23 protein-coding genes are annotated in these 25,807 nt (G+C 60.7%); 13 read left to right on the forward strand and 10 right to left on the reverse strand.

Going from position 1 to position 25,807, the window contains the following annotated elements:
* The first annotated feature begins 72 nt into the window (after positions 1–72).
* Entirely contained in the window at positions 73–2,277 is a 2,205-nt protein-coding gene (locus tag C1T17_RS03810; protein WP_189338483.1) for a family 1 glycosylhydrolase, read from the forward strand.
* A gap of 54 nt (positions 2,278–2,331) precedes the next feature.
* Positions 2,332–2,763 (forward strand): DUF488 family protein, encoded by a 432-nt coding sequence (locus C1T17_RS03815; RefSeq protein ID WP_104952292.1) that lies wholly within the window; start codon positions 2,332–2,334, stop codon positions 2,761–2,763.
* Between the two features lie 38 nt (positions 2,764–2,801).
* On the opposite strand, the gene C1T17_RS03820 is transcribed toward C1T17_RS03815, so the two are convergent.
* The 4 genes from C1T17_RS03820 to C1T17_RS03835 all read right to left on the reverse strand — a co-directional run bounded on the left by C1T17_RS03820 (position 2,802) and on the right by C1T17_RS03835 (position 7,332).
* Complete coding sequence (locus tag C1T17_RS03820) at positions 2,802–3,428, reverse strand: hypothetical protein (protein ID WP_104952293.1); 627 nt, start codon at positions 3,426–3,428, stop codon at positions 2,802–2,804.
* 137 nt (positions 3,429–3,565) lie between these two features.
* Complete coding sequence (locus tag C1T17_RS03825) at positions 3,566–5,581, reverse strand: M3 family metallopeptidase (RefSeq protein ID WP_104952294.1); 2,016 nt, start codon at positions 5,579–5,581, stop codon at positions 3,566–3,568.
* Positions 5,574–6,389 (reverse strand): transglutaminase-like domain-containing protein, encoded by an 816-nt coding sequence (locus C1T17_RS03830; RefSeq protein WP_104952295.1) that lies wholly within the window; start codon positions 6,387–6,389, stop codon positions 5,574–5,576. Before C1T17_RS03830 ends, C1T17_RS03825 begins: the two co-directional genes overlap by 8 nt.
* Before the next feature lies 1 nt (position 6,390).
* Positions 6,391–7,332, reverse strand: coding sequence for a transglutaminase N-terminal domain-containing protein (locus tag C1T17_RS03835; RefSeq protein WP_104952296.1), 942 nt, complete (start codon positions 7,330–7,332; stop codon positions 6,391–6,393).
* Positions 7,333–7,343: 11 nt separating this feature from the next.
* Between C1T17_RS03835 and C1T17_RS03840 the strand changes: the two genes are divergently transcribed.
* Positions 7,344–8,144 (forward strand): N-formylglutamate amidohydrolase, encoded by an 801-nt coding sequence (locus C1T17_RS03840; RefSeq protein WP_104952297.1) that lies wholly within the window; start codon positions 7,344–7,346, stop codon positions 8,142–8,144.
* A 3-nt stretch (positions 8,145–8,147) separates the two neighbouring features.
* Here C1T17_RS03840 and C1T17_RS03845 read toward each other — a convergent pair whose 3' ends face one another.
* Positions 8,148–9,584: a nucleoside hydrolase-like domain-containing protein gene (locus C1T17_RS03845; protein ID WP_104952298.1), complete on the reverse strand. Its 1,437-nt coding sequence runs from the start codon at positions 9,582–9,584 to the stop codon at positions 8,148–8,150.
* A 255-nt stretch (positions 9,585–9,839) separates the two neighbouring features.
* Here C1T17_RS03845 and C1T17_RS03850 point away from each other — a divergent pair, with 255 nt between their 5' ends.
* Genes C1T17_RS03850 through C1T17_RS03870 form a run of 5 tightly spaced genes read left to right on the forward strand, consistent with a single transcriptional unit; the run spans position 9,840 to position 13,538 of the window.
* Complete coding sequence (locus tag C1T17_RS03850; protein WP_223262783.1) at positions 9,840–10,649, forward strand: transglutaminase-like domain-containing protein; 810 nt, start codon at positions 9,840–9,842, stop codon at positions 10,647–10,649.
* A 60-nt stretch (positions 10,650–10,709) separates the two neighbouring features.
* Positions 10,710–11,018, forward strand: coding sequence for a hypothetical protein (locus tag C1T17_RS03855; protein WP_104952300.1), 309 nt, complete (start codon positions 10,710–10,712; stop codon positions 11,016–11,018).
* Between the two features lie 24 nt (positions 11,019–11,042).
* Positions 11,043–11,891, forward strand: a complete 849-nt coding sequence (locus C1T17_RS03860; RefSeq protein ID WP_104952301.1) for an SDR family oxidoreductase — start codon at positions 11,043–11,045, stop codon at positions 11,889–11,891.
* On the forward strand, positions 11,884–12,666 hold the full coding sequence (locus tag C1T17_RS03865) for a histidine phosphatase family protein (RefSeq protein ID WP_104952302.1): 783 nt from the start codon (positions 11,884–11,886) through the stop codon (positions 12,664–12,666). Before C1T17_RS03860 ends, C1T17_RS03865 begins: the two co-directional genes overlap by 8 nt.
* Positions 12,663–13,538 carry an NAD(P)H-hydrate dehydratase gene (locus C1T17_RS03870; RefSeq protein WP_104952303.1) on the forward strand — a complete coding sequence of 292 codons (876 nt, stop codon included), beginning with the start codon at positions 12,663–12,665 and terminating at the stop codon, positions 13,536–13,538. The genes C1T17_RS03865 and C1T17_RS03870 overlap by 4 nt, the downstream gene beginning before the upstream one ends.
* Positions 13,539–13,589: 51 nt before the next feature.
* Here C1T17_RS03870 and C1T17_RS03875 read toward each other — a convergent pair whose 3' ends face one another.
* The 3 genes from C1T17_RS03875 to C1T17_RS03885 form a co-directional block, all read right to left on the reverse strand.
* Entirely contained in the window at positions 13,590–14,102 is a 513-nt protein-coding gene (locus C1T17_RS03875; RefSeq protein ID WP_104952304.1) for a hemerythrin domain-containing protein, read from the reverse strand.
* 158 nt (positions 14,103–14,260) lie between these two features.
* On the reverse strand, positions 14,261–14,497 hold the full coding sequence (locus C1T17_RS03880) for a hypothetical protein (RefSeq protein WP_104952305.1): 237 nt from the start codon (positions 14,495–14,497) through the stop codon (positions 14,261–14,263).
* Positions 14,498–14,631: 134 nt separating this feature from the next.
* A complete protein-coding gene (locus tag C1T17_RS03885; protein WP_104952306.1) occupies positions 14,632–15,477 on the reverse strand; it encodes an oxygenase MpaB family protein in 846 nt (281 codons plus the stop codon).
* Positions 15,478–15,675: 198 nt separating this feature from the next.
* On the opposite strand from C1T17_RS03885, the gene C1T17_RS03890 reads away from it, so the two are divergent.
* A complete protein-coding gene (locus C1T17_RS03890; protein WP_223262784.1) occupies positions 15,676–17,535 on the forward strand; it encodes a CheR family methyltransferase in 1,860 nt (619 codons plus the stop codon).
* A gap of 31 nt (positions 17,536–17,566) precedes the next feature.
* Here the strand turns inward: C1T17_RS03890 and C1T17_RS03895 are convergent, their stop codons facing one another.
* Positions 17,567–18,616: a chemotaxis protein CheB gene (locus C1T17_RS03895; RefSeq protein WP_104952308.1), complete on the reverse strand. Its 1,050-nt coding sequence runs from the start codon at positions 18,614–18,616 to the stop codon at positions 17,567–17,569.
* A 71-nt stretch (positions 18,617–18,687) separates the two neighbouring features.
* On the opposite strand from C1T17_RS03895, the gene C1T17_RS03900 reads away from it, so the two are divergent.
* Complete coding sequence (locus C1T17_RS03900; protein WP_145958948.1) at positions 18,688–20,541, forward strand: sensor histidine kinase; 1,854 nt, start codon at positions 18,688–18,690, stop codon at positions 20,539–20,541.
* A gap of 52 nt (positions 20,542–20,593) precedes the next feature.
* On the opposite strand, the gene C1T17_RS03905 is transcribed toward C1T17_RS03900, so the two are convergent.
* Positions 20,594–20,839, reverse strand: coding sequence for a hypothetical protein (locus tag C1T17_RS03905; RefSeq protein WP_145958949.1), 246 nt, complete (start codon positions 20,837–20,839; stop codon positions 20,594–20,596).
* A 312-nt stretch (positions 20,840–21,151) separates the two neighbouring features.
* Between C1T17_RS03905 and C1T17_RS03910 the strand changes: the two genes are divergently transcribed.
* From C1T17_RS03910 to C1T17_RS03920, 3 genes are read left to right on the forward strand one after another with little or no spacing between them, the layout of a single operon-like run.
* Positions 21,152–23,299: a type I secretion system permease/ATPase gene (locus C1T17_RS03910; RefSeq protein ID WP_104952311.1), complete on the forward strand. Its 2,148-nt coding sequence runs from the start codon at positions 21,152–21,154 to the stop codon at positions 23,297–23,299.
* A complete protein-coding gene (locus tag C1T17_RS03915) occupies positions 23,296–24,690 on the forward strand; it encodes an HlyD family type I secretion periplasmic adaptor subunit (RefSeq protein WP_104952312.1) in 1,395 nt (464 codons plus the stop codon). The genes C1T17_RS03910 and C1T17_RS03915 overlap by 4 nt, the downstream gene beginning before the upstream one ends.
* Complete coding sequence (locus C1T17_RS03920) at positions 24,687–25,805, forward strand: glycosyltransferase family 4 protein (protein WP_223262785.1); 1,119 nt, start codon at positions 24,687–24,689, stop codon at positions 25,803–25,805. Before C1T17_RS03915 ends, C1T17_RS03920 begins: the two co-directional genes overlap by 4 nt.
* The last annotated feature ends 2 nt before the right edge of the window (positions 25,806–25,807 follow it).

Below are 25,807 nucleotides of genomic sequence, written 5' to 3' on the forward strand. Positions count from 1 at the left end.
CAACGAGCGCCCGGAATAGCCAAAATATCGGCACGATATTTGTAGGCTACTGGAGGTTGCCCGAGGCGCATCATGACGAAGCTGGAATTATGGGGCGGGCTTGAATGCACGATCAATCGCGTTGCAGATCGTTTCACCGATCAGACGATGCTCAGCGGTCACGCCGATCGTGTATCGGACATCGATCTGTTCGCCGACCTTGGCATCTCGGCGCTTCGCTATCCGGTGTTGTGGGACAAGATTGCGCCGACCGATCCTGAAGATTGCGATTGGAGCTGGGCGGACGAACGGCTGAAACGGCTGCGCGCACGTGGGCTGCGCGTCATCGCTGGCCTGGTACATCATGGCAGCGGACCCCGGTACACTGATCTACTGGATGATGGGTTTGCGCAGGGGTTGGCGGCATTCGCGGCGAAGGCAGCAAAACGCTACCCATGGATTGAGGACTGGACGCCGGTCAATGAACCACTGACGACGGCACGTTTTTCCGCGCTCTATGGCCATTGGTATCCCCACACGCGGGAGGAGGGAGCCTTCTGGCGGGCGCTCCTCAACCAGATTGATGGGGTGAGACTATCGATGCGCGCCATTCGCGCCGTCAACCCTGCCGCCTGCCTCGTCCAAACCGAAGATCTCGGCCGAACTTATGCCACTGCACAGTTACGTCAGCAGGCGGGGTTTGAGAATATGCGCCGCTGGGTCACATGGGATCTCCTCTGTGGCCGTATCATTCCTGAGCATCCGCTCTGGAACCGGATCGCGCGCTATGGTCTGACGGAACGGCTGCAGCGCATCGCCGAGGATCCCATTCCGCCGGATGTCATCGGGATCAATCACTACGCCACCAGCGACAGGTTCCTCGACCATCGGCTTCAGCGCTATCCCGCCCGCGCCCATGGCGGTAACGGGGAAGTCGCTTATGCCGATGTCGAAGGCATACGCGTCCTCGACCCCGCACCACAGGGGTTGGCGGGCGCGCTACGCGAGGCATGGGAGCGCTACAGGATTCCGGTCGCAATTACAGAGGCGCACATCGGATGCACGCGTGAGGAGCAGATGCGCTGGATGGCGGACGCATGGGATACCGCCGTCCGGTTGCAGGCCTATGGCGTAGATCTGCGCGCCGTAACAAGCTGGTCGCTGCTGGGAAGCCATGGATGGAACACACTCCTGACAAGGCCGGGCATCTATGAGACGGGCATATTCGACGTACGGAGCGGCACACCCAGGCCCACTGCCATGGTGCCGCTGCTGAAGGGCTTGGCAAGCGATGCGGCGAGGCATCCAGTGCTCGGCGGTTCCGGATGGTGGCGGCGGCCCATCCGGCTTGAATATCATCCTGTTGCTAGACCTGCGGCTATCGGCGCGCATACATCAGGCTCGGCTAGCCCGGTCACCGCGCCCGATGTCGCGCCGTTGCTGATCTGTGGAGCGACTGGCACGCTGGGGCAGGCATTCGCCAGAGCCTGCGTCCATCGCGATATCCGTCATGTGCTGACCAGCCGGAAGGAATTGGCGGTCGATGATGCTAATTCCATTGCGCGGGTGCTGGACGAACTGCGTCCCTGGGCTGTCGTCAATGCGACAGGCTGGGTGCGAGTGGATGATGCAGAGGACAGTCCCACTGCCTGCTTTGAGGCGAACACGACAGGCGCGCGCCTGCTCGCCGAAGCTTGCGAGGAGCGGGGCATTCAGACCCTGTCATTTTCCAGCGATCTCGTTTTCGATGGGCGCGAAGATAAGCATTATATCGAAACCGATATGCCGCATCCACTCAATGTCTATGGGCATAGCAAGGGCTGCGCGGAAGCGGCAATCTCGGCGCTACCCGGCGCGCATCTCATAGTGCGCACCGCCGCTTTCTTCTCTCCCCACGATCCCCATAATTTCGCGGTGGCGGTCGCACGGGCATTGAGGGAGCGTCATACGTTCCCGGCGGCAGACGATCATTTCGTATCTCCAACCTACGTACCCGATCTGGTCGATGCTGCGCTGGATTTGTTGATCGACGGAGAGCGCGGTGTTTGGCATCTCACCAACAATCACACGCTGTCCTGGGCGGATTTCGCACGGATGATCGCGCGTGCGATGGAGTTGGACGAGACGCTGGTGCAGGGCGTTCCCGGCACTACGCTCGGATGGCGGGCAAGACGTCCTGCCTGTGCCGGGCTTGTCAGCACCCGAGGCGCGATGCTCCGCTCGCTGGACGAAGCTGTTGCACAATTCGCATTGCATATCGAAAAGGCGAAGAGGACGCGTCTGGCGCAGGCCGCCTGAAAGTACGCATGCCAAAGGGATGCATTCCGGTCTCATACGCCTTATCTCTGCGTCATGAAAATCTTCACCATCGGATATGAAGGCGCCACGCAGGCGGAAGTCATAAACTGCTTGTCAGGCGCGGGCGTCAAACTGCTTGCCGATATTCGAGCGGTGCCGCTTTCCAGACGTCCCGGCTTCTCCAAGAACATCTTGGCGGCGGGATTGAAGGAGGCGGGTATCGACTATGTCGGGTACAAGGCATTGGGCACGCCGCCGGAAGGCCGGGAAGCTGCTCGCAAACATAATCATGCGCGTCTGGCCGAAATCTATTCAGGGCAATTGGAATTGCCTGAAGCGATGTTCCAGGCAGCGCAACTGGTCGATACGGCAAAAGAGACGCCAACGGCGCTGCTATGTTTCGAACGGGAGCCGGGCGGCTGTCACAGGTCCCTTTTGATAGAGGCGGTCATGCCCGAGGCCGAAGTCGTAGACCTATTTGTTTGAAAAGGCTCCCGCTGCTGATGTAGCGGGAGCCTTCCAAATCAATTCTGGGTAGTGACGGTGGTCGTCGTCTTCTCCGTTACGGCCGCACGCGCTGGTGTGCTCGTGCTGCGGCGGACGACCTTGCGCTTCGGCGCGACGGCCTTGCGCGTCACCGGAGCTGCAGTAGTCTTCACCGTCTCGGTTGTCACTGTCGCCGTCGTAGGCGCCGGAGTGGCCGCCTGTGCTGCGCGGGCGGCCTGAGCATCCGCTGCTGCGGAAGCTGCGGCCTGCTCGGCGGATGTCGCCCGCGCATTGGCGGCGGCGGCATCCTGCTGCGCATTGGCAACCGTCGCGGCCTGCACTTCGGCGGATACGGCAGCGTTCTGCTGGCTCTCACCGATTGCCGTGTCGGCAAATTGTTGTGCCTCGATCGCGGCCTGTATGGCCTTCTGCTCGTGACCGCTCTTCAGCTCCTCCTGTGCAAGGCGGAGCGAAGCCTGAGCCTTGGCGATGACAGCCGGAGACGTGTCGGTTGCCTTAAGCTTGCCCGCGGCGTCGATCTTGCCCTTTGCCTGAGCGATAGCGGCCAGAGCGCGTTCCTCGTCTCCGGCAAGCGCTGGGCTCGCGACCAGGAAAAGGGCCGAAGCCGCCATCAAGGCGCGCAATGTATTGCCTGGCTTACGCATATTCTCTCCTGTCGTCGTTATTGGTGGGCGGAGAACGTGCCAGTACCGTCACGGTTCCAGTCGGCGCATGTTCGCGGCGGTCCGTCTCACTATCTTACGGGAAATCCACGGTATAATCCGGAGGCAGATTTGGATCTTCAGATCAGGTAACGGGCGCGGAGCAGAGCGTTCGTATCGGGGGCATGGCCCCTGAACTGTTGATAAGACACCATCGGATCACGCTGGTCGCCCTGGCTCAGCACCTCGCGCCTGAAGCGTGCCGCGAGCGCGGGATCGAAAATATCCCCTGCTTGCGTGAACGCCTCGAATGCGTCGGCGTCCAGCACTTCGGACCAGAGATAGCTGTAATAGCCACTCGCATAGCCGCCATCGAAAATGTGTGAGAAATAGGGAAGCTGATGCCGCAGACCGATCGTGTCCGGCATGCCGAGCCGCGCGAGTTCTGCTTGCATGAATGCCTTTGGATCGGCGGCGGCGTCCGGTGACTGGTGCATCGCCAAGTCGAGGAGGGCACAGGACACCAACTCGACCGCTGCGAACCCCTGTCCATATTCTTCCGCCTTGCGCAGCGCGTCGATCAGTGGATCGGGCACGCCCATGCCGGACAGAACCTCGCGGCTCACCATCCAGTTTTCCATGAACTTGCTGGGAAATTCCACGAAATCGCGCGCGACCGATGTGCCCGATTGGCTGGGATAGACGACATCGGAAAGCAATCCGTGCAGCGCATGGCCGAATTCGTGGAACAGCGTCCGCGCTTCGTCGACCGACAGGCGCGTGCTGCCAAGATCGGGCGGCGGGGCGGGCGGAAAGTTCGCGACGAGATAGACGATCGGGCGAATGTCGCCGTCCAGCTTTTCCTGCACGCGCAGGCTGCCCATCCACGCGCCGCCATGCTTCTCCGGCCGCGCAAGATAATCAGTAAACAGCAGCCCCACCGCCGCGCCCGCGCCATCGGTGACTTCCCATGCCCAGACGTCGGGATGATATCCCACGAGATCTTCCCGCCGATGGAAGCGAAGATCGTAGAGGCGGCTTGCGGTATCGAAAGCCGCTTGGCGTACTTCATCAAGGCGCAGATAGGCGCGGATCGTGCCGCCATCCATCGCATAGCGATCGCGCCGCACTCGCTCGGCGTAGAACCGCCAGTCCCATGCGGCGAGCGCAAAAGTGTCGCCGTCCGCATCGATCAGCGCCTGAAGTTCCGCCGCTTCCTCCGTCGCGCGGCGCAGTGCTGGAGACCAGAGTTGATCGAGCAGATCCCTCGCGGCGTCGGGCGTCCGCGCCATGCTGTCGTCCAGCACATAATCGGCATAGTTCGCAAACCCAAGAAGCCGCGCCCGTTCGTCGCGCAGGCCAAGGATCTCCGCGATGATCGGCCAGTTGTCATGCGCGCCGCCATCGCAACGGCTGGTGAAAGCTAGCCACAATTTTTCGCGCAAGTCCCGGCGCGAGGAGAAAGTCAGGAACGCTTCATAGTCGCCCCGCCCGAGGGAGAAATGATATTCGCCCGGCTTCCCTGCGGCTTCGGCCCGCGCGGCGGCACCGCTGCGCATCGCGTCGGAAAGTCCGTCCAGATCGTCCTGCGTCAGGACCAGCGCCCAGTCGCTCGTGGCCGCCATGATATTCTGGCTGAACTGGATGGAGAGTTGCGCAAGCCGGGCGTCGATCTCCGCAAACCGCGCCTTGGCATCGCCATCGAGCGCCGCGCCGCCCCGCACGAAGCCTGCATAGCTGGTTTCCACCAACCGCAACTGCGCGCCGTCAAGACCGCTATCCTGTCGCGACGCATAAACCTTAGCGATCCTGCTGAACAAGGCACTGTCGTGACTGATCGCGGTGCCATGGTCATTCAACAGCGCCGAAACATCCGCCTCGATTCCACGGATCGCGTCTGTCGCCTGTGCAGAGGATAGGGTCCAGAACATGCGGCGGATACGCGCCAGCGCTGCGCCCGACCGTTCCAACGCGGCTATCGTGTTCTCGAAATCCGGCGGACTGTCATTCTCCCGGATGCTGGCAAGCTCCGCGTCATGCAATGCAATAGCGTCGTGGAGCGCCGGGAGAAAATGCGCGGGTTGCGCCTCCGCGAACGGCGGCGCGCATAACGGACCGCTCCATGCATTCAACAGAGGATTGGCAGTCTCAATCAATGGACTGGACTTCGTCGGTGTGCACCTGAAAGGACATCAACTCGGCAGGACCGAACGCCGTGGTCAACGCGGTGTCGGTCGCGTCACGCCCCCGCGCCATCAGGATTCGGCCGACCCGGGGCTGGTTGTGGCGCGCGTCATAGGTGTACCAGCCGCCATTGATGTACACATCGAACCACGCGCTGAAATCCATCGGCGCATCGACCGGCGGAATGCCGATATCGCCCAGATAGCCCGTGCAATAGCGTGCCGGAATGTTCATGCAGCGGCACAGGGTTATCGCCAGATGTGCAAAGTCGCGGCACACGCCCTGCTGCTCCTGATATCCGTTCCAGGCGGTCTTATCGCATCGCGCATGATGATAGCCGAACTCGATATGATTGTGGACGAAGGCGACGATGGCCTCCACCCGGTCGCGGCCCGATGTGATATGGCCGAACTGCGACCATGCCACGTCCATCAACCGATCGGTTTCGCAATAACGACTGCCTAGAAGATAAACGAGAATTTCGTCCGGCAGCGCCTCGACCGGCAATTGCGGACCATCGGGCGCACGCTCATCCACCAACCCGCTATCCTCGACCACGAAGTCGGCAGACAGGGTCACGCCTCCCGCCGGGACAGTCAGCCTTGTGCAGACGTTCCCGAAAATATCCTCATATGTGTAAATCGGAACATCGGGCGACGTCTCCAGCCGCTGCGGCGTCTTCAAATCCTTGTGTCGCGACGGATGGATGCTGAGCAGCGCCATCATGGCGGTAGGCATCTCCGTTTCGAAGCGTATCTCGTAACCGGCGCGAATGAGCATGTCAGGCGCTCCCTGTGCTGCCGGCGAAGCGGCTGTTGATGGCCCCGTGCAGGGGGGCCGGCATTGCGTCGCTACCAGCGACGCGGACGGAAACATCGAGGTGCATGTCCAGGAAACTCGATGGAAAGCCCGACCACGTCCCCGATAGCGGAATTGCCTGATAGGGATCGCGGGCGATGGCGACGCGGATCAGCCCGCGATTGCCGATGATGCCGTTGGTGGGGTCGAATTCCACCCAGCCCGAACCCGGCAGGAATATCCGTACCCACGCATGCGTGTTGCCGCCGCCGACGCGGCCTTCCGAGGCCGAAGGGTTGTACACATAGCCTGAAACGAACCGCGCCGCGAAACCCAGCGCGCGAACCGCCTCGATCATCAGCACGGCGAAATCGCGGCATGTGCCCTGACGCAGGTTCAGCGTCTCGATCGGCGTTTGCGTCCCCTTCTCCTGCCGGGGGACATAGGTGAAGTCGCGCTTGATCCGCGTCGCCATGTCGGTGAGGAGGCCGATGGTATCGGTCGCGCCATGATCGTTGACGAAGCCTCTCGCCCAATTGTCCACGATTCGAAGTGGATCATGATGTTGACGCTCTATCGACCGTAACAGGTCGGGCATGTCTTCCGACGAGTAAGTGAAAGGGAATAATCTGGCGTAATCTTCGACGTCCACTTCACCCTGCGCCAGCGGCGCGTGATCCATCGTCACTTCGCTCATCACGCGCAGCGATCGCGCACGCCGGTCGAACAGGGCAATGGCGACGGAATTGCCCAGCACATCGTGCAGCCAGCGCAATTCGCGCGGCTCCGGGTCGATTTCGAGCTTGGCTTCGATCAGCCTCTGGTCGAAACTCTCGCGCGGGCGCATCATGATGCGATGTTCACCAAAGGATACCGGCTGCCGATAGCGATATTCCGTAAGGTGTCTGATCGTCAGCAGTGGCATGGAGCGCTTTCATGACGATCATCTCGGATACGGAAGGCGGGCTTCTCGGTCATTACGATGCCGAACCCGTGAAGCTGTATAACGTGCAAGGCACTTCTCCGTTCCTTTTGCTAGGGGATCATGCGGGGAATGCCATACCACGGGCGCTGGGTACATTGGGTTTGTCGGCCGAGGACAGGCAGCGGCACATTGCGTGGGACATCGGCGTGCGCGAAGTGGGCGAGCGGCTGGCGGATAGCCTGGACGCGATGTTCGTCCATCAGCATTATTCGCGGCTGGTCATAGACTGCAACCGCGATCCCTCGCATGCCGAGGCGATTGCGGAAGTGTCCGATGGGAGCGCTGTGCCGGGCAACAGGGCGCTCGATGGGCACGCGCGCGCGCAACGCGTGCGGGACATCCATGCGCCCTATCACGCGTCCGTCGCCGCGATCTTGCGCGAACGTGCCTTCGCGGGGCGAGAGACGATCCTCGTTTCGTTGCACAGCTTTACGCCCGTCATGGCGGGAGCCACGCGGCCATGGGAGATCGGACTGTTGTATAGCGATGGCGACGCATCCTTTGCGCTGGCGTTGCTCGCCGTCCTCAACGATGTTCCCGATATCGTGGTCGGCGATAACGCCCCTTACCAGATGGACGAGACCGACTACACGGTACCGCTTCACGCCTTTTCGGCGCGGCTGCCTTATGTCGAGGTGGAGATGCGGCAGGATCTCATTTCCAGCGCGGCAGGTCAGGAACGCTGGAGCGCGATCCTGACGCAGACCCTGCAAGATGCAAGGCTGCGGCGAATGGCCGCCGCAGCCTGCTAAGCCCTAAAGAATGAAGTCGCCGGCATCCAGCGTGCTGCCGCGATTTTTGAGCAGGATGTCGAGATCGGACCGGCCATCGCCATCGGTATCCGCCTGAACCAGAACATGCGCGCCCCGATCGGCATAGCGCAGTTCCCCCGCAGTGTCCGAGAAACCCTTGGTCCCGATGAAACGGAAGGCATCGTTCGCGCCGGTCCCTTCCCGCGCATCGATCTGCGCAAGATCAATGTGATCGCGGTTGCGGACGAAATCGGTGATGTGATCCATCGCGCCTGGCGCGCTGTCCCGGACATCGGTGAAAATGAAGAAGTCATGCCCGCTACCGCCGGTCAGGGTGTCAGCGCCGCCATTGCCGGTTATCTTGTCCTTGCCCGCGCCACCATTCAGGCTGTTGGCTTTGTCATCGCCGCTGATCGTGTCGTTGCCGGACGTGCTGCCTTTGTTGGTGCTGTTGTTATTGTTTCCAGCGGCAGGCGCGCTCGGCGCAGCCTTATGTCCCGCAGGATTGTCCGCCCTGTCGAGCCGCGCCGCAAAGTCCTTCATATAGGCGGAGCGGTCCTCGGCCACGGTCTTCGCGCCATCCCATGATCCCATGCGCAGGGAACTGCTGCTGTTGTCGGTCCAGTAATTATCGCCCTTCTTAACGAACTCGCCGCCCCAGCCTTCCTGCGTGGGGCTGGTGCGCCCCGAAAAGACGACATCGAGCATGTAGAGCAGCGTGGGCGTGTCACCCATCTTGATGCCATAGCCTTCCCATACCGGGCTGATACCCTGCTGATAGACGCCGTGGCTCATCTTGTCGAAATGGTCGCCAAGCGCGCCATGCCCATCGGCATTCTTCGCTACCCAGTCGCCCGATCCGTCATAGGGGCGGTTCTTGCCATCGTCTGTGTACATGCCCCGGAACGTCTCGAGATCCTGCACCCACCAGATGTCGTTCTTCCAGTTCTTCTCCAGATAACGCGTAGCATCGCTGTCCTGCTTGCCGATGCTGAGCAGTCGGATGCTGTCCGCGATGTCGGGCGCATCGTGCAGAGCCTGCGCGATGTCGGTCTCGCCGCCCCATGTCAGGACGTATAGCGGATCTTTCGCACTGGCATCGCGTGCGGCCTCTACGATTGCGCGCGAACCGTCAGTGGGTTTGGAATAGCCCGCCGAAGGCGCTGCGGTCGTCGCGCCCTGATGCGTGATCGAGCGGAGGTAGTCGGCGGTCGGATAATCGCCATACGTCTTCAGATTCTTGTAGTCCTTGGCGTAGGCGTCGATGACTTGCAGAATGTCGGACTTCCGGCCGCCAGGGGTCGCTTCAGCGACTGTCTGGGACATGCCGACGATATTGAGCACGTCGGAATACAGCAGCGCGTGGACCATCGACTGATCGTCGTCATGATCGCCGCCGCCAATGTCGGTCGAGATGAATATGCGGGGTTTAGCAGCCATAAAAAATACTCGTGCATCAGCAGCGCGCGAACCGCGCGATACCGTTGTGAAAACAACATGTTTGAAATGATGTGACCGCGCTTGCGAGCGGGCGAAGACCAGCGGCCTTCACGTAGTGCTTTGTAAAGCGAAGCATTTTCTGATCAATGTCGCTAATCTAGGTTAATGCACGGCACAACGTGCTACTGTGACTGGGATGTTTCTGAAGCCGGTTTCCCTCGCGCCGCTGGAACAGGAGCTGCACTCGAAAGTCTCATGCCTATGATTATCGACATCACAACGCTGGGCCTGATGGACGAGGCGGAGCTGGAGCTGGACCTTGCCGCCTTGGCTCTGAGTGCGCTCGATCATCAAGGCACCGACCTGCAACCTTATATCAATTTGCTAAGATCCATCGGCACAAGCCTGCGCGACGTAGGAGAAGATGCCGATGGCTCGGCAGAACAGGCAGAGGCGCTGGCCCGTGTCTTTGCCGGTGAGTTCGGCTTTACCGGCGACACGGAAACATATGACGCACCCTTAAATACAGATATGATCCGCGTGCTGGACCGCCGGAAAGGATTGCCCGTCAGTCTTTCCATCCTCTACGTCGCGGCCGCCCGCCGCCTTGGCTGGACGGCGCATGCGCTCAACACGCCGGGTCATGTGATCGTCAGCATCGGCACATCTCCCGTCACTCTGATCGATCCTTTCAGGGACGGCGCAATCGTCACGCCGCAGCAGTTGGCACTTCTTCTGGCGCGTGCGCTTGGCCGTGAGGCATTGGTGGAACAGCATCATCTGGTGGCGATGTCGAACCGCGCTGTGCTGGTCCGGCTGCTGCTCAACCAAGCATCGCGGGCGGAGCAGGAGGGAGACTTGGCGCGCGCCACGACGCTTTATCACCGCATGACCGTAGTCGCCCCCGAAAACGGGCATGGCTGGTGGGAACTTGCGCGGCTGCAACTGGTCGCGCGCGATGTCGATGCGGCGCGGCGGAGCCTCAGCGCGATGCTGGAAGTCACGCGCGATCCGGAGCGCCGCGAGCACATCTCCGCCGCACTCGATGCCATCTCACCACGATAAAGCCGGAACCCTGAAGCCTGTCACGCGCTTATTGGCAAACCTTACAGGAGGGAAAGCGCCATGGGCAAAACGATCATCGGAACCTTTCCGACGCGCCGCGAAGTCGAGATCGCCGTCGAACATCTGGTGCAGGATTACGGGCTTGATCGCTCGGATATCTTCATCGAGCCGGTCGCCGATCAGAATAGCGCTGGCGAGAATGTAACCGGAGCCGATGCGGAAAGCGGCCATCCCAATACCGACACTGATGCGGAGGGTGCCGCCTATAACGGCGCGCTTACCGTATCCGTCGATGTGAACGATGACGAGGACGAAGCCGTCGACAAGGCGTTTCGCGATGCGGGCGCATCGAACGTCACGGTTCGATAAGCAAGATCATCCAAGGAAATGGCAATGACTACCGAAAGTATGATTCACGAGGATGGACTGCCGGGCCATGAATCAAAGCTCAATCCCAAGCCCGAATGGGAGCCGCGCTATCCGGGTTCCGGTCGCCTGAAAGACAAGGTAGCGCTGATTACCGGCGCGGACAGTGGCATAGGTCGCGCCGTAGCGGCGCTTTTCGCCCGTGAGGGGGCCAATGTGGCTATCCTCTACCTCTGCGAACATGACGATGCAGCGAAGACGGCTGAGATCGTCAAGGCGGAAGGCGGCGACGCGCTCACGATCGCAGGCGATGTCGGCGACGCCCAATTCTGCAAGGATGCTGTAGGCCAAGTGGTGGAGCGCTTCGGCAAGCTCGACATCCTGGTCAACAACGCAGGTGAGCAGCATCCGGACAAGGACATCCGCGACATCACCGAGGAACAGCTTCGGCGCACGTTCCAGACGAACATCTTCGGCATGTTCTTCATGACACAGGCAGCGCGCGAGCATCTGAAAAGTGGCGCGTCGATCGTGAATTGCACTAGCGTCACCATGTATCAGGGCGAGAAGGAACTGCTCGATTATTCCAGCACGAAAGGCGCGATTACCGCCTTTACCCGCAGCCTGTCGGAAAACCTGATTGGGGACGGCATCCGCGTAAACGCCGTCGCGCCGGGGCCGATCTGGACGCCGCTCAACCCTTCGGGCGGCGCTACTCCGGAGAAGCTGGAGAGTTTCGGCGAAGGCACGCCGATGGGTCGGCCCGGCCAACCCAACGAAGTCGCGCCAAGCTTCCTGTTCCTCGCTTGTGAGGACGCAAGCTATATGTCGGGACAGGTTCTGCATCCCAATGGGGGCACCATCGTCAATGGCTGACGCCCATCAGAGGCGTGCGCGCTGGCCCGAACGCCTCTGGATCGTCCGCCACGGTCAGAGCGCGGGGAATGTGGCGCGCGACGCGGCCGACGAAGCGAAACTCGACCGGATCGGGCTTGACGGACGCGATGTCGATGTGCCGCTGAGCGCGCTTGGCGAGCAGCAGGCCATCGCGCTCGGCCACTGGTTCGCGCAAGGGGAGGAGGGCGAACGGCCGGACATCATCCTGACGTCGCCTTACGTCCGCGCTGTCCAGACCGCGCAGCTTTTCCGGGAGGCGGGCGGCGCTGCGGATGATGTGCCGGTGTGTATGGACGAGCGCCTGCGTGAAAAGGAGTTCGGCGTCCTCGACGGGCTTACGACGCTTGGCATCAGGAACACCTTCCCCGACCAGGCGGAGTTTCGTCGGCTGCTGGGCAAATTCTATCACCGTCCGCCCGGCGGTGAAAGCTGGTGCGATGTAATCTTTCGCCTTCGCGCCGTGATGGACACGATTTCTCTGCATTATGCGGAGCGGCGCGTGCTGATCGTCGCGCATCAGGTGGTGGTGCTGTGTATGCGCTATCTGATCGAGAATATGGACGAGCAACAGATCCTCGCCATCGATCGGGAAGCCGATGTCGCCAATTGCGCGATTACCGAATATGAGCACGACCCTGACCTCGGTAAGGCAGGCGGCCTGCGCCTGCTGCGCTACAATGTCACCGCACCTATGGAGAAGGAGGACGCGCCTGTGACTCGCGCGCCGGAGGCCATCGTGGCGTCGCGCGGATGAGCCAACGGATCGACCAGGAATGGCTTCGAGCGCATCCGTTGCCGGTTCATGGCGAAGGTACGGACAAGAATACACGGGGCCGCGTGCTTGCCGTGGGAGGCTCCGAATTCGTGCCCGGCGCCTTACGGCTAACAGGCGAAGCGGCGTTGCGCGCAGGCGCGGGCAAATTGCAGATGGCGACGGTGCAATCCGCCGCGATGGCGCTGGGCGTATTGGTGCCTGAAGCGGCGATGATAGCTTTGTCGGAAAATGACGAGGGTGAAATCTCCGCAGAGGCTGCCGGCAAGCTAGTCGACTCTTTGGAGCGATGCGACACGCTGATCTTCGGACCGGGAATGCGGGGCGGCGACAATGTGTCGGCGATACTTCGCCGATTGCTTGAAAATCCAAAGGCGGAGAGATCGGTCCTGCTCGATGCAGCCGCAATCGAAGGCGCTGCTGATCTGCCAGATATGACAGCCGCGCATGACGGTCGCATCGTCATAACGCCGCATTTTGGTGAAATGGCTGCAATGAGGGGCATGGCCATGGAAGAGATCGAGGGCGATCCCGAAGCCGTGGCGCGTGATGTGGCCCGGCGTTATGGCGTGCTGGTCGTGTTGAAAAGTGCCGCCACGATAATTTCGTCACCCGATGGGGAAACTATGCTCTATTCCAGCGACTGCACCGGACTGGCAACCGGCGGTTCTGGCGATGTCCTTGCAGGCGTCATCGGCGGATTAATGGCGCGAGGCGCGTCGCCGTTGGTGGCTGCGGCGTGGGGTGTATGGCTTCATGGCGAAGCAGGGCGCTGCGTCGCCGAAAGCATCGGACCTACAGGATTTCTCGCCAGGGATTTGCTGCCTGAAATTCCCCGCCTGATGGCGCAATGAGCTGCCATGGTAAATAGCCCGCCGCGCATTGGCGCGGCGGGCATAAATTGGTCAGGCCCCGACGAGGTTTACCGCATGTGGCTTTGCAGGCGGCAGACCTTCGCTCTTGGCGAGTTCAAGCAGTTCCGCTTTCCGTGCCGCCATCTGCTCACCGAGCGCGGCTAGGTCGACGTCCGTCTTTCGGCACTGCGCGAACATGCCTTCGGACGGCATTTCTTCTTCGTGGACGTGGTGCTTAATCTCTTCAGACAGCACCGTCACCTTCGCATCGTAGAAGTCCTGATCGGGTGATCCGGCTTCGATGTCGTTAATCAACACCTTCGCGCCATCATGTTCCACATAGGCTTCGTCCAGAGTGTCGTCTTCGATCTTGCCGCGAAAGGCGGGATAGAAGATCTCTTCCTCGATCATCGTGTGGATCTTCAATTGCAGGCAGATCTCGTTGGCCAAAGCCTGCTTCTTGGAATCGGCACTGGCCTTCTCGAACTTCTCGAACAGATCCTCGACGGCGCGATGATCCGCCTTCAGTAAGGCAATCGCATCTTTGAACTGACTGTCGCTCATGGTCGTCTCCTCTGCATCTACAGCATTAGAAGCGTGAACGAAGGTCGTTGTTCCTTGCTAACGACTCGCAACTCAGGTGCCAGCGGAATATGCGTTAGGCACGATGAAGCAGCGCGCCTGCCAGGGGCAGACGCGCCGTCGATCCATTTAGGTGGTAATCAGTAATTGGCGGGCGGGTCGCTTGCCGGAAAGCTTTCATCGACCTGTTGATCGACCATATCCCAATCGTCATTGGCTATACCCGATTGCTCTTCCGGCCCCGCATTGCGGACGATGCCCGACGATCCGGACGGTCCACGATCATCCTTGGTGCGCGCCTGCGCGGCCTGCGTGTACGTGTTGTAGGCAAAGATACCCAGGCCCGTAAGCAGCCCAAGTTTAATCAATCCGCGCATATGTCTCTCCTCCGGCTACGCCAGTTCGCTGGCTGAAACTCATAAGAACAACGTTCGCTGCGCAACGACGTTCCCCTTCCGCAGGAGAAAGGCGGCAAAGCCTAACCGAAGATAAGCATGGAGCGCCCTGATCGTCAGCGCCCGGAGAACGCCCAGCGCAGCGAACTAGCCAACAGGAACGTCGATCCCCTGACTGCGGGTTTAGTCAGCCTCGGCCCGCTCAGCCCATGCTGTTTCCTCGCCCAGTCGGGCAGAAGGTCCACAGCGGCCTGCATCACCATCTCCTGCACAGGCGCGGACCGCAGGTTTGGAGGCGGGCGGTTGAGGATCAGCCTCGCGACTTCGCGCGTGCGCTCATCGCTTCTAAGCTCGGGCCGATAGGTCTGGATCACCGCCTCAGCCTCGGCGCGCGTCTCTGGCACTGGATCTGTACCCAGCGCACGCGCTATGGCCGCAAACTCCGCGAAATATCGGTCCTGATCTGCACGGCTCATCTGCGGCTCGGCATAGCGCCGCCATGCGTCCAGAAAGCAGATCGCCTCCGCCACATGCACCCAGGCAAGGAGATGCGGATCGTTTGCGGTGTAAGTCGCGCCGTCGTTCGACGTACCTGACACCCGTGCGTGAACATCACGCACGCGCGCAATTGCGGCCTCGGCAATATCGCGATCGGCAAATGTTGTCTCCGATATGAACCGGGCAGTCCGCCGCAGACGCCCCAGCATGTCCGTGCGGAAATTCGAATGGTCCCAAATTCCGGCCAGCGCGGCAGGATGCAGCATCTGCAGCAACAGCGCAGAGATGCCGCCCACCATCATGGTCGTGATGTCGCCATGCACGCGCCAGATCACCGAGTCCGGAGAATATAGTCCGCGCGCCGATCGCTGAACCGGCCTTTCGCCCCGCGCTTGATCGTTGAACAGCGCCCGCACTTGCCGCTGCATCATGCGGCGTAGCGGATTATCGGGGAAATTCGGCATGATAGTGGTAATGGGCCTTGGTTGATGCTTGCACGATCAGCACATAGCCCTGTAATTGGTTCCCACACCAAACTCGGTATGGCACTCGCCAGCCGCAAGCTCGCCATCGGCAGGCTTGGACCAACATCAGTGCGGCCAAACAAGAACTTCCAGTCATTGGGCCTGCTGCCAAGGTGCCATGTGGAAAACGGGGACAGCATGGCGCAAAAGCTGGCATCAGATTCAGAATTCGAAGCACTGCTTCAGTATATCCAGCAAAGTCGCGGCATGGACTTTCGCGGTTACAAGCGCACAAGCCTGAAACGCCGGATCGCCTTGCGGATGGAGGCTGTGAATGTAACGCAATTCAGTGAATACCAGGCCAATCTCGAAGCGGACCCTAGCGAGTTTGAAAACCTGTTGAACACAGTGCTTATCAACGTCACCTCATTCTTCCGCGACCCGGAGGCATGGGATGTTCTGAAGAGGGACGTGCTACCGGAACTCCTCAAGAAGGCGGACGGCCAACGGCCTATTCGCGTCTGGAGCGTGGGCTGTGCCTCGGGAGAGGAGCCTTATTCTATCGCAATGTTGTTGGCCGAGGAGATGGGCATCCCTGACTTCTGCCGACGGGTAAAGATCTATGCGACTGATCTGGACGAAGAGGCGCTGAAATCCGCACGGCTTGCCACCTATCTCCCGCGCGAAGTGGAGAATGTGCCCTCGCCCTTCCTCGACAAATATTTTGAGCGCACGAACAACCATTATGTCTTCGAGCGCGAGCTTCGGAAATGTGTGATCTTTGGGCGTCACAACATAGTGCGCGACGCACCGATTTCCCGCATCGATCTTCTGATCTGCCGCAATCTGCTGATCTATCTGGAGGCCGAAACGCAGGCCGTGGTGCTGCCGCGGCTGCATTACGCGCTGAATTCGGAAGGTTGCCTGTTCCTGGGCAAGGCCGAGACGCAACTGGCGCGCTCGCCGCTTTTCCGGCCCGTGGAGATGAAGCACCGCATCTTCACCAAAATAGCGCAGGAGCCGCGCCGCCATATCACCGGCAGGTTCGGTATGGGCCGCGATCTGCGGATCGACGCGCCCCTGCCATCGCCTGCTTTGCTCGAGGCCGCACTGGATCAGGGAGGCACCGCCGTACTTATCGTCGATGAGGATGGCGCCGTCGCTTTGGCCAATACGCCTGCACGCGAACTGCTGGGCGTAGGGCCCGCGGATGTGGGACGCCCCTTCCAAGATTTGCCGATTTCCTATCGTCCGATGGAACTGCGTGGGCCGATAGAGGAGGTGTTCCTAAGCCGCCGCAGCATCAAGCTGGAGGATCAGGAATATCGCCTTACTCAGAACGAAGTGCTGCGCCTCACCATCGACGTAAGGCCGCTACAGCGCCCCGATGGCTCGGTTCATGCCGTTCTGTTGAGCTTCACCGACTCGACCGCCCTGCATGTGCTGCACCGCGAGTTGGAAGCGGCGCAGGAAAATCTGGAGAACACCATCGAGGAACTTCAGTCGGCGAACGAGGAACTGGAGACGACCAACGAAGAGTTGCAGTCCACGAACGAGGAACTCGAAACCACCGTCGAGGAGTTACAGTCCACCAACGAGGAACTCGAAACGCTGAACGAGGAGGCGCGGTCCAGCAACGAGGAAATGGAGTCCATCAACGAGGAGTTGCGGGTTCAGGCCGATCAGGCAGCGAGCTACCGCCTCTATCTGGAGTCGGTGCTGCGTAGCATGAACGGCGGGATCACCGTGCTGAACCAGGCACGGGAGATTCGCAGTTGGAACCGGTGGATGGAAAAGACATGGGGCCTGCGCAACGAGGAAGTCGTCGGAATCAACATCGACAGGCTCGAAATCGGCTTGCCCGTCGATGCCTTGTTCGACGGGATCGCAGAGATTGAGAGCAACCGCGCCGAGCAGGTCGAGAAAGTTCTGGAAGGCATGGATCGGCGCGGACGGCCGATTGTGTGCCGCGTCGTCGTATCCGGCCTCTTGTCCGAGAACAGCGAGCATCTTGGCTGCGTATTGCTCTTTCAGGATATTACTGAGGACAAGCCTTAGCCGCCGGGCAAGTGTCTCGGTTCTGTGGCCGCTATGCTTCTCCGTCCGCGATAGGCCGCTTCAAGGCTGAGAGCGCCTCGTCAAGCACCTGGATCATGCGTCCGGCGTCTTCTGCGGCGCTGATCCAGCGGGCTTCGGCATGGGGTAGGCCGCGTGCCCTGGCGCTGCTGCGCATCTGATCGAAAAGTCTAATACGATCCCGGTGCGTGCGCGTCGCGACGGAAAGTGCTCTTTCCAGCTCGTCGCTCTGCGCTGCGGCAAGGCCCAGCGGCGTGAAGGCGTGACCTACCTGGCACCGGAAACGGATTTCATCCTGTACATCGATCTGGTTCAAAACGCCGCCACAATCGGGGCAGGATATATGACTTGGCGCGCCGGGAGTTTCGGTATCCTGATCCATGACTGCAATCTCCTGTGCAGCGATTCTGTCTTCCACGGCATATTCCGGCGGCAGGGGCAGGTCGGGACCGGCGGGTTGGCGCACCAGCCTGCCCAGCAGATCCGGAATATCCAACAAAGGCACTGAATGATCGACATGATCGCGCAGCAAGGCGTTCTTGGGCATCGATGGCCACTCAGCATCCGCAGGATCCTGGACTACGGATGTTCCGCCCGCCGCCTTGATGGCGATCAGCCCTTCCGTACCGTCATCGAGCAGGCCGGTCAGGACGACGCCGATTGCCTTTGCGCCATAAGCGACCGCGGCCGAGCGGAACAACGGATTGACCGCAGGCCGCGTCCGGTTTTCGTGCGGGCCACGGCGCATCAGGATGCGGCCTCGCCGTAACAGCATGTGGTGGTCCGGCGCAGCGACATAGATCTTGCCCGGTTCGATCGAGTCGCCATCCTTTGGGGTGACTGCCTTGAGCGGCCCGACGCGATCCAGCAATTCGGCCAATATGCTTCGCGCGGACGGCGAAACATGCTGTGCGATGAAGATGGGGGTCGGAAAGTCTGTGGGTAACTTGGCGCAAAGGCGCCTTAAGGCGTCGACACCCCCGGCAGAAGAGCCGATAAGGACTATTCTAGATGGTTCCATGATCGCCTCTGTAGGTTGGGAGAATGACTGTTGTACCAACATAGGTGGTCGACTGAACCGAATGGCACAAGCCGATTTCGCGGTATGAACGATAATGGCTATCGGACAACGATGTGACTGAAGTTCCTACAGCGCAGATGGATGAACTTCGGATCAGCGAAGAGTTACGGCTCCTCGACGAGAACGAGCAGCTACGAGTGCAACTGGAAACCGCGCTGGAAGAAAACCAGCATATTTCTGAAGATCGCGATCAGCTTCTGGTGCGGGTTGCCGACCTCGCGATGGAGCTTCGTGCCGAAACTCGCAAGAGATTGGAAGACGACACTCCCCCCGCCGTTGAAAGTGGCGTTCCGCTGAAGAAGGAGACGGGCCGCAGCGAGACCGAAGAGGAATTGCGCGTCGCGTTCGAGGAATTGCAGGTCCTTACCGAAGAACTGGAAGTCGCGAATACCACCCTGCAACAATTCAACGCGCAACTCGAAGAACGCGTGGCGGCGCGCACGCGGGAGATCGTGGATGCCAATGCCGCACTCCGCAGAAGCGAGGCAGCGCTTCAGGCGGTTGCCAACGTTGTTCCGGACCTGCTTTGGCGCACGGATCATATAGGCCGAACGGAATGGGTAAATCGCCGATGGAGCGACTACACGGGGAAGTCGGTCGGCATCATTGTGTCGACAGGTTGGCTTTCCGTGCTGCATCCGGATGACCGCCCGGCTGCCGAAGAAGCGTTCATGCGTTCCCTGCGTGACGGTGTTCCCTACCAGCAGGAACACAGGATGCTTGGCGTTCATAACAATTATCGATGGTTCATGGTGCGTGCCGAACCGATGCGGGACGACCGCGGAAATATTGTCGCCTGGTTCGGGGCGGCTATGGACATGCATGACCAACTCGTCAGCATGCAGGCGCTGAAGACAAGCGAGGCACGTTTCCGGACATTGATCGAAGGCATGCCGCAACTGGTCTGGCGATCAGCCAATGGGGCCCAATGGACATGGTCGAGTCCGCAGTGGGGAACGGCAACGGGTCAGAGCGATTGGCAAAGCTGGGGCAGGGGATGGCTCGACGCTTTCCATCCCGACGACAAGGACAGCGTGCTGTCTTCTTGGGAGAAGGCGCTGGAAGAAGGAATCCTGGAGTTCGAAGGGCGCGTGTTTTCTGCTGCGGAGGGTCGCTATCGCTACTTCCAGACTCGCGCTTTGCCCGTGCGTCGCGAAGATGGCCAGATCGTTGAATGGCTTGGCACTTCAACCGACGTTGATGATCTTGTCCGGTTGCAGAACGAGCAGACCGTCTTGGTGTCGGAGCTTCAGCACCGCACACGCAATCTGATGGCCGTTGTTCAAGCGGTGATTACGAAGACCATCAAAAACTCCGACGCGCTGCACGATTTCACGGCGCGTATCGGCGATCGTATGCAGGCGCTTGCCCGCGTTCAGGGTTTGTTGTCGCGCCGCGCGGCAGGCACGCGCATCGCGTTCGACTGGCTATTGAAAGAAGAACTTTCGGCGCACGCCTCGCTTGATGAAGGACCGGGCGCCAGCAAGATCACGCTCAATGGTCCTGAAGGAATATTGCTGAGTTCGTCTACGATCCAGACCTTCGCTCTTGCATTGCACGAGCTTGCAACGAACGCGGTGAAATATGGCGCTCTCGCATCGGCAAGCGGTCACTTGTCGATCGAATGGTCGGTCGTTAAGCGGGATGATGACGGATCGCACCTGCTGGTGCACTGGCGCGAAACGGGTGTGGGCGATACTGAAGGGGCAGACCGCGATGCGCCGGACAGGATGGGATATGGCCGGGAACTTATTGAACGCGCCTTACCGTATCAGCTTGGCGCGCGAACCCGATACCGCTTCACCGACGACGGTATCGAATGCAGCATCGAAGTGCAGATTCCCGATGTCGCCGCCCTTAACGATGAACTGCAAGGCAGCTCGCCCTCTTACGGTCTGTTAGGCTGATCACTTTCTAGAGCCATCAGCCGACTCAACCACAGCCGCCATGCCGACCGACTCATTCTGCCGCATGGCTGTTTTCGCTGGCGTTTCGCGCGTTCATGTTGTTGGCAATGGGCGGCGTCTCCCCGCTCCCGCTGACCGAAGCCGGTGCATCGGCTCCATTGGACGGCGCTTCGTCGCCCACCACAATGTTCGATCCATTTGCGGTGGTGGACTGATCGACCTCCGCCTGTCGACCGCATGATGCAAGAGTCAGGATCGCAATCCCGGCATACGTCCACAATCTCAAACTTTTCCTCATGACGATCACCCCTGTAACACGACGCACTGTCGCCATTCACCGTGCCACCGCGGATGCCGTATTCTGAGGAAATGTCGCTGACTTATGTGTGTGTGCTCGCGATTTAAACTGACAAAGGGGGCGCTGCCTGCGCAATAAAATCGAAGCTCGACACACCTGCTACTCGAAGGAAGTAATCCCGATGAAGGGAAATCCTTCCTCGAAGTATAATACCGATATTTCGGATGATGATCCCCGGATCGCTGGCTCCCGCCTCTGCAATGTGAAACCCTTACGCGTTGCGGAGAAGAATGGCCCTGCAACAGGGGGCATATGGATCAAAACTGGAAGGCGACTGCTGCAAGCCGGTCGAACAGCGGGCTAATGGCACTGACCACAATGCTGGCCGCCCACAGGATCGCAGTGGACCCACTGCAATTGCGTCATGAGCTTGGCCATGACGATCCCGCCACCGCGCAGGATATCGTGCGACTGGCCAAGCGTCAGAGTGGCGTCCGCGCCCGCGCGTCGCAATCCGAATTCGGCAAGCTTGGCCGCTTGCCGCTACCAGTTCTCGCCAATGGACCAGACGGGTGGTTCCTGATCGGTCGCGCCACCGAAAGCGAAGCACTCATACACCGTCCGGGCCATGCGGTCGAAAAGCTGTCCGGCGACGCGCTGGAAGCCTTATGGTCGGGGGAGATCATCTTCGTGACGACGCGCGAAAGCGCGGACACGACATCGGGGCGCTTCGACATCCGTTGGTTCACACCGCAGATCGTGCGCTACCGCAAGCTCATCGGCGAAGTGCTGCTGATTACGCTGGCGTTGAATGTGCTTGGACTGGCAGCGCCTTTGTTCTTCCAGAACGTCATCGACAAGGTGCTGGTGCACAACACGCTGGCGACATTGCAGGTTCTGTCGATCGGCTTCGTCGTGGTGTCGGTGTGGGAAGTGGCCTTCGGTTGGTTGCGGACGCGGCTCTATTCGGAAACCAGTCAGAAGCTTGACGTGGAGCTTGGGTCCAAGCTGTTCCGGCACATGCTGCGTCTGCCGCTTTCCTATTTCGAAGGGCGGCGTGTCGGCGACACGGTGATGCGCGTGCGGCAACTGGAATCGATCCGTGAGTTCCTTACCAACGCCTCGCTTTCGGTGCTGATCGATCCGGCGTTCACCATCGTTTTTCTGCTCGTCATGTGGATATATTCGCCCACGTTATTCTGGATCGTCGCGGCGACTATACCGGCTTATGTGGCGGTCTCCCTGCTCATGACTGGCCCGTTGCGCCGTAGGCTGGATGAGAAGTTCGAACGTGGCTCGGCGAACAATGCGCTGCTCGTCGAGAGCGTGTCGGGTATGCAGACCGTCAAGGCGGCCGCCGTCGAACCGCAGTGGCAGGACAGGTGGGAACGGCAGCTTGCGGGGTACAGCGCCGCCAATCAACGGGTCATCAATCTGGGCAACACCGGTAGCCAAGCCGTCCAGTTGATCTCGAAGCTGAGCCTTGCCGCGATCCTGTTCTTCGGCGCGCGTGAAGTAATCCTCGGCGCTATGACCGTAGGCGGGCTGGTCGCCTTCAACATGTTTGCGCAGCGCGTCTCCGGGCCGGTAATCCGCATGGCGCAACTCTGGCAGGACTTCCAGCAGGTCCGCCTTTCGATCGACCGTCTTGGCGATGTCCTAAACGCGCCGGTCGAGCGTAGTTCCAAATCACATGTGACGCTCCCGCCGATGAAAGGCGAGATCAGGTTCGAGAACGTCAAATTCCGATATGCCGCCGATGGACCATGGGCGCTGGACGACATCAGCTTTTCCCTGCGTGCAGGCGGCACGCTCGGTATTGCGGGAGCGTCGGGATCGGGCAAATCAACGCTCGCGAAGCTGTTGCAGCGGCTCTATGTGGCGGGATCGGGGCGCATATCGATAGATGACGTGGATATCGCGCAGATCGACCCGACCTGGCTGCGGCGTCAGATCGGCGTGGTGCTTCAGGAAAACCTGCTGTTCAATCGCACTCTGCGGGAGAACATCGCCCTTGCAAATCCCGTCACGCCGCTGCCGCAAGTGATCGCCGCCGCGAAGATGGCGGGTGCGCACGACTTCATCATCTCCCTGCCACATGGCTATGACACAATGATCGAAGAACGTGGCGTGAACCTGTCGGGCGGCCAGCGCCAGCGCATTGCCATAGCGCGCGCGCTCGTGACCAAGCCCCGCATCCTGATCTTCGATGAAGCCACCTCCGCCCTCGATGCGGAGAGCGAGGAGATCATACAGGGCAATCTGAAAAGCATGTCCGCCGGACGCACCGTGGTCATCATTGCACATCGGCTTTCGGCGATCCGGGATTGCGACTGCATCCTGACATTGGAGCGCGGCAAGATTGTCGAGCGTGGCTCGCATCGCGAGCTTCTGCGAAAAAATGGCCGCTACGCCAATCTCCACAGGTTGCAAATGGGCTTGGAGGCAGTCGCGTCATGACCGCACTGGCCAGCACATGGGCGTCGGTTCGCGAGGCATTGCGCGATGAGAAAGCAAATGCCGCTCGCCTGTCACGCACGGACGAATTCGATTTCCTGCCCGCCGCCATCGAAATCGTCGAGCGGCCGGTGTCTCCGACAGCGCGCATCACCGCCAGAGTGCTGATGATCGGGCTGGTGCTGACATTGCTGTGGCTTGTGTTCGGCAAGCTCGATGTCGTCGCTTCCGCACCTGGACGATTGATACCGGCCGACAATGTGAAGGTCATACAGGCGGCCGATAGTGGGACCGTCCGTGCAATTCTGGTACACGACAGCCAAGCTGTGCGTAAGGGGCAGCCCCTTGTGGAACTCGATCCCACGGTATCGTCAGCCGAAGCGGTGCAGGCGCAAAAGGCGCTGGAGACGGCTGAACTGGATGCTGCGCGTGGCCGTGCGATGTTATCGTCGCTGAACGGAAATGGGCTGAGGTTCGTCGCGCCGCAGGGAACTCCGGACGATGTCACAGCTATGCAGACGGCATTGGCGCGCGCGGAACTGGAGGCCATTCGCGGCGGTGCTTCCACGCGAGGCGCGGATCGGCAGGCGGCCACGGCGGCGCTGGGCGAAGCAAGGTTGCAGGCGGCTAAACTCACCGAAACGCTCCCGCTCGTCGAACAGCAGATCGCCGCCAATGAGGCCATGCTCGCAAAGGGCTTCGTCTCGAAGCTCCGTGTCATCGAAATGCAGCGTCAGCGCCTTTCGATCGTCAAGGATCGGGAGATCGCGCTGGAAACTGCGGACAAGGCGCGGGCGCAGATGGCTTCTGCCAGTGGCGCGCAGACGGAGTCCGACGCACTGGCGCGCGCGAAGATCCTCGACAACCTGACCAAGGCGGAGGCGGAAGCGCGATTGCGGCGAGAGGAACTTATCAAAGCGCGCAGGAAGTCGAGCCTGCAACGGCTCGTCAGTCCGGTCGATGGAACCGTTGCGCAGCTTTCGGTGCACACGGTGGGCGGCGTCGTGGAGGTCGCCAAGCCTATCATGTTGATAGTGCCGGCGGGCGGAGACCTGATTGCGGAGGTCAAGATACTCAACCGCGATGTCGGCTTCGTGCGCGTGGGCCAAAGCGTTGCGGTCAAACTTACGGCCTTTCCGTTCACGCGCTACGGCACGGCTCCGGGCATTGTGCAGAGCATCAGTTCCGACGCCGTGCAGGATGAGAAGCTGGGCTTCGTCTACATTGCCCGCGTGGCCCTCGACCGCCATTGGGGAGGCCGCAGCGAGCGCAGGATTGCGCTAAATCCGGGCATGGAAGTCACGGCCGACATCCGGACGGGCCAGCGGCGCATCGGAAGCTATCTGTTGAGCCCCATCCAGGCGGCAAGCCAGGAAGCGGGGCGGGAACGATGAGCATGTCCGCCCCCGAACGCGCTTCGGGCAAGCGGCACATCGTCTTTGTCGTTGCCGGGCTGGGTGCGGGCGGGGCGGAGCGCGTCATCAGCGTGATCTCAACGGCATGGGCCACGCGCGGTTGGCGTGTGACGATCCTCGCTTTCGACGATCCGAATGATCCCATCTATCATGTGTTCGACCCTGCCGTAACGATCGTCCGAAGGGGTTTGCCAGCCGGCAGGGGGCCACTACGGTCGCTGCTGACACAGGGTAGACGCATCTGGGCGATCAGGCGCAGGCTTGCCCAGATGCAGCCCGATGTCGTCGTGTCCTTTCTAACGAAGATCAACGTGCTGACCCTGCTAGCCACCATCGGCACACGCCATCGCGTCATCGTGTCCGAGCGTAACAATCCGCACGCGCAACGGGCCAGCCCCGCATGGAACGCGCTGCTCGTCCGCCTCTATCCGCGTGCGCAGGCGGTCATCATGCAAACCAAGGCCAGCATATCCTGCGTACCGATAAAGGCGCGGGCGCGAATGCGAGTGATCCACAATCCGATCTTCATGGCGTCCAGTTCGGGGGCGACGGACTTGCCTGTCCTGACCTCGGTGGGCCGACTGACGCACCAAAAGGGATTCGACTTGTTGATAGCCGCCTTTTCAGCTGTGGCTCGGCTTCATCCCGCATGGACCCTGAGGATATGGGGCGAAGGGGAGATGCGCGGCGCACTGGAACGGCAGATTGCTGATCTGGGCCTTGCCTATCGGATCGATCTGCCGGGAACCAGCAGAACCCCAGGCGCTTGGGTTCAACAGGCTAGCGCCATGGTGCTGTCCTCCCGCTATGAAGGCTTTCCCAATGTCTTGGGCGAAGCCATGGCGGCGGGGCTACCCGTGATCGCGTTCGACTGTGATTTCGGGCCCTCCGAGATGATAACGCATGGGATCGACGGCCTGCTCGTCTCGACCGGCGACGTTGGCGCGATGGCGCACGCGCTCGACCAGCTTATGTCGGACAGGACGCTACGTAACCGGCTAGGCACGGCGGCACGGGCTGCTGCGTCCCGCTTCGCGCCAGAAAAGATCATCGCGCAATGGGACGCGCTTATCGAAGATGTGATGTTGCGATAAGC

Source organism: Sphingobium sp. SCG-1, from assembly GCF_002953135.1.
Classification (GTDB): domain Bacteria; phylum Pseudomonadota; class Alphaproteobacteria; order Sphingomonadales; family Sphingomonadaceae; genus Sphingobium.